1 protein-coding gene is annotated in these 4,764 nt (G+C 73.1%); it reads left to right on the top strand.

Annotation, left to right across the window (positions count from 1 at the left end):
* Window positions 1-16 precede the first annotated feature (16 nt).
* A partial coding sequence (locus ACWDVB_RS40115) for a beta-ketoacyl synthase N-terminal-like domain-containing protein (protein WP_451612061.1) occupies window positions 17-4,764 on the top strand: 4,748 nt, incomplete at its 3' end.

Below are 4,764 nucleotides of genomic sequence, written 5' to 3'. Positions count from 1 at the left end.
GTTTCATTCGCCGTTGATGGATGGGATGTTGGAGGATTTCCGGAAGGTGGCGGAGGGGGTTGATTTCCGTCCGTCGCGGATTCCGGTCGTTTCCGATGTGACGGGTGAGTTGATTTCTGACGAGGATTTGTGTTCGGCGGATTACTGGGTGCGGCAGGTTCGTGAGCCGGTGCGTTTTTACGAGGGAATGCGTACGTTGGCCCGGGAGCGTGTCGGGGTGTGTGTGGAGATCGGCCCGGGTGGGGGTCTTGCCGCTTCGGGCGTGGAGTGTGTGGCTGATGAGGCGCCGGAGATGGTGCTGATTGCGGCGATGCGCCGGGACCGGGGCGAGGTGCGTACGGTCGTGGAGGCCGTGGCGCAGGCGTGGGTGGCCGGTGTGCCGGTGGACTGGAAGGCGTTCTGCCCCGGACGCGACGGCCGCTCCGTGGAACTTCCCACCTACGCTTTCCGGCGCCGCCGCTTCTGGGTGGAGGCGGACCCGGGCGCGGAGGTGACACGGGCCGGGCTGGGCGCCGCCGAACACGGACTGCTGTCAGCCGTGGTGCGGCTGGCCGACGGCGGCGGCCTCGTGCTCTCCGGACGTCTGTCGCAGCGGGCGCAGCCGTGGCTGGCCGATCACACCGTCGGCGGGGCGCCCCTGGTACCGGGCACGGCGTTCGTCGAACTGGCCCTGCGCGCCGGGCAGGAGACCGAGTGCCGTCACCTGGAGGAACTGACCCTGCAGAGCCCCCTCGCCGTCCCCGGCCACGGAGACCTCTGCGTCCAGGTGGCCGTCGGCGCCCCCGAGGAGACGGGACGGCGCACCGTCGCCGTCCACTCGCGTGCGGGCGACGACGAGGACGGCGTGTGGGTGACGCACGCCGAAGGCCTGCTCGCGCCCTCCGGCGCAGCCGCGCCTGCCGCTTGCGGAGACTTCGCGGCCTGGCCGCCCCCGGGCGCCGAACCGGTCGAAGTCGCCGGAATGTACGAAGAGTTGACTGCACGCGGTTATACCTACGGCCCCGCCTTCCAGAGCCTGCGTGCCGCCTGGCGCCGCGGCGACGAAGTGTTCGCCGAAGTGAGCCTGCCGGAGGCGGCCCGTAGCGCCGCCGCACGGCCCTACGGCATCCATCCCGCCCTCCTCGACGGCGCGCTGCACGCCGCCGCGATCGGCGGCATCCTGCCGGCGGACGGCACGTGGCTCCCGTTCTCCTGGAACGGCGTCACCCTGCACGCCGCCGGTGCCACGGACATCCGCGTCCGCCTCGCTCCCTCGGGTCCCGACGCGATGAGTGTCACGATCGCCGACACCGCCGGGGATCCCGTCGCCCACGCGCAGAGCCTGATCCTCCGCTCCGTCGGGGCGCAGGCCCTGTCCGCCTCCGAGGGGCAGTCACCCGACACCCTCCTGCGCCTCCGCTGGACTCCGCTGGACCCGCTGCCCGCCCCTGCGGAGCCCACCACGTACGTACTTCGCGTCGACGCCTGCCAGAGTGGCCACGGCGCTGACGACAGCCCGGTGGCGGCCTTCGCGGAAGTCCTCGGGCAGGACGCCGACGGCAGCCCCGCCGCCCCGGATCTCCCGGACCTCGTCGTCCTCGACTGCGTCAGCCGCGCCGAAGGCGCCCCCGCCGACCGGCAGGGCACGGACCGCGCGCTGGAACTCACACGGCAGGTCCGGCGCTTCATCGAGGCGTGGCTGAACGACACACGCTTCGAGGCCGTCCGCCTCGCCGTGCTCACCCGGGGCGCCGTCGGCACCGGCCCCGAGGACACCCCTCAGGATTTCGACGCCGCGCCGGTCTGGGGGCTCGTGCGCGCCGCACAGACGGCACGCCCCGGCGCCTTCGCGCTGGTCGACCTGGACGCCGCGACGCCCGCCCCCGACTGGCCGGTGCTCTTCGCCGCCATGGCGTGGTCCGACGAGTCCCAGATCGCCGTGCGCGACGGACAGCCCCTCGTCCCCCGGCTCGCCCGGCTGGGCATCACCACGCAGGACGACGTGTTCGCCGGTGCCGAGGACGAGCCCCGCGACGACGCCACCGCCCTCCTCATCGGAGCCCCCGACGCACGCGGCGCGGCGGTACTGCGCCACGTGGTCGCACAGCGCGGCGTACGCCATGTCTTTCTCGCGACCGGAGACGAGCATGACGAGCCGTTGCCTGCGGAGCTGGAGGAACTCGCCGACGAACTGAGGGTCTTGGGAGCCGATGTCGTCGTCGAGGCAGCCACCCCGATGGCCTTCGACGCGCGGCGACGCCTCCTCGCCCGCATCCCGGCCGGCAGCGCACCCCTCACCGTCATCCACGCCGCCACCGGCCTCCGGGCCGCCCTGGACACCCACCGACTCGTCGAGGAACTGGAAGAGCCCGCCGACGGCGACACCGTGACGGCAGGACGCCCCGTGCAACTCCTGCTGTGCTCGACCGACGCGGCCGCCCTCGGTGGTGGCCTCGAAGCCGCCGAAGCGGCAGGGGCGGGAGCCTTCCTCGCGGCGCTCGCCCAGCGGCGCGCCGCGCGCGGAGCGTCCGCCACCGCCCTCGCCCTGTCGTCGTCCGGCACCGTCCCCGACGCCGTCCCCGAGGTGCTTGACAGCGCTCTCGCGGCGGGCGAACCGCTGGTCGTGGCGGCCAGGATGGACTTCCCCCGGCTCCGTGCCCAGGCCGCCGAGCGCACCCTGCCCGTGCTGTGGCGCGGCCTGGTACGCGCCCCCGTGCGGGTCGCGGCCCAGGGAGCGCACGCCACCGCCTCCGACTTCGCCCGCCGCATGGCGTCCGTACCGGAGGGCGAGCGTGAGCACGTCCTCCTGGAACTGGTGCGCACACATGTCGCCGCCGTCCTCGGCCACGGGAACCTCCAGGACGTGGACGCCCGACGCGGCTTCCTGGACCTGGGTTTCGACTCCCTCACCGCCGTGGAACTCCGCAACCGGCTGACCGTCGCCACCGGACGGCGACTGCCCGCCACCCTGATCTTCGACTACCCCACCCCGGTCGCCCTGGCCGCCCACCTGCACGACGGACTCGGCGCCGGGACGACGACACGGACAGCGTCGGCCACCCCCGAGGCGAACAGGACGACGCGCACCGACGAACCCATGGCGATCGTCGGCATGGCGTGCCGGTTCCCCGGCGGCGCGGACTCGCCCGAGGGGCTGTGGCGCGTGGCGACGGAAGGGGCGGACGTCATCTCCGCCTTCCCCACGGACCGAGGCTGGGACCTGGCCAAGCTCTACGACCCCGACCCCGGCCGAATCGGCACCTCGTACGTCCGCGAGGGCGGATTCGTCCACGAGGCCGGGGAGTTCGACGCGGAGTTCTTCGGTATCTCGCCGCGTGAGGCGTTGGCGATGGATCCGCAGCAGCGGTTGCTGCTCGAAGTGTCGTGGGAGGCGTTGGAGCGGGCGGACATCGACCCGCAGGGTCTGCGCGGCAGCCGTACCGGTGTCTTCGTCGGCGCGCTCGGCTCCGACTACGTACCGGACCTGGAGAAGGAGCCCCGCGAGTCCGAGGGCTTCGCCATGATGGGCAACTCCTTCAGCGTGCTCTCCGGACGTGTCGCCTACGCGCTGGGCCTCGAAGGCCCCGCCGTCTCCGTCGACACCGCCTGCTCCTCCTCGCTGGTCGCCCTCCACCAGGCGTGCCAGGCCCTGCGTGACGGCGACTGCACGCTGGCGCTGGCGGGCGGCGTGACCATCCTCGCGAGCCCCGCGCTGCTCATGGGGCTCTCCCGGCAGCGCGCACTCGCCGAGGACGGCCGCTGCAAGGCGTTCGCGGCGGACGCGGACGGTCTCAGCACGGCCGAGGGCCTCGGCGTGCTCGTCGTCGAGCGCCTCTCGGACGCGCGTCGCCTCGGGCACCGCGTGCTGGCGGTGGTGCGCGGTTCGGCCGTCAACCAGGACGGCGCGAGCAGCGGCCTGGCCGCACCCAACGGCCCCTCCCAACAGCGCGTCATCAGGGCGGCGTTGGCGAGCGCGGGCCTTTCACCGGCGGACGTGGACGCGGTGGAGGCGCACGGCACGGGGACGAAACTCGGTGACCCCATCGAAGCGCAGGCGCTGCTCGCCACGTACGGACAGGAGCGCACGGGCGAACCGCTGTGGATCGGCTCCGTGAAGTCCAACATCGGACACGCGCAGGCCGCGGCCGGCGCGGCCTCGCTGATCAAGACAGTGATGGCGCTGCGGCACGGGCTGCTGCCGAAGACCCTGCACGTGGACGAGCCCACCCCCGCCGTGGACTGGACCGAGGGCGACGTCTGTCTCCTGACGGACCACCTTCCCTGGCCGCGTACGGGCCGCCCGCGTCGCGCGGGCGTGTCGTCCTTCGGCATCAGCGGTACGAACGCACACGTCATCCTGGAGCAGGCACCGGAGGAACGGGCCGCTGCCAACCAACTCCCGCGCTCACGCCCCGAGTTGCCAGTCGTGCCGTGGATGCTGTCCGCGCGCGGCGAGGAGTCCCTGCGCGGACAGGCCGAGCGCCTGCACCAGTGGGCCACGGCGGCCCCCGGCCACGACCCCGTCGACGTGAGCGCGGCCCTGAGCGCCCGCGCCGAACTCACCCACCGCGCCGTCGTCCTCGCCGCGGACCGCCCACGGCTGCTCGACGCCCTGGAGGCACTCAGCCGCGGCGAGACCGTCCCGGGCGGCGTCGTCACAGGAGCCGCCGCTTCCGGGCGGGAGCGTCCTGTCCTGGTGTTTCCGGGTCAGGGGGGTCAGTGGTTGGGGATGGGGTGGGAGTTGTTTGAGGGGTGTGAGGTGTTTCGGGAGTGTGTGTTGGAGGT

The organism is Streptomyces sp. NPDC003379 (assembly GCF_053589195.1).
This window is presented reverse-complemented; position numbering and strand designations above follow the sequence as displayed.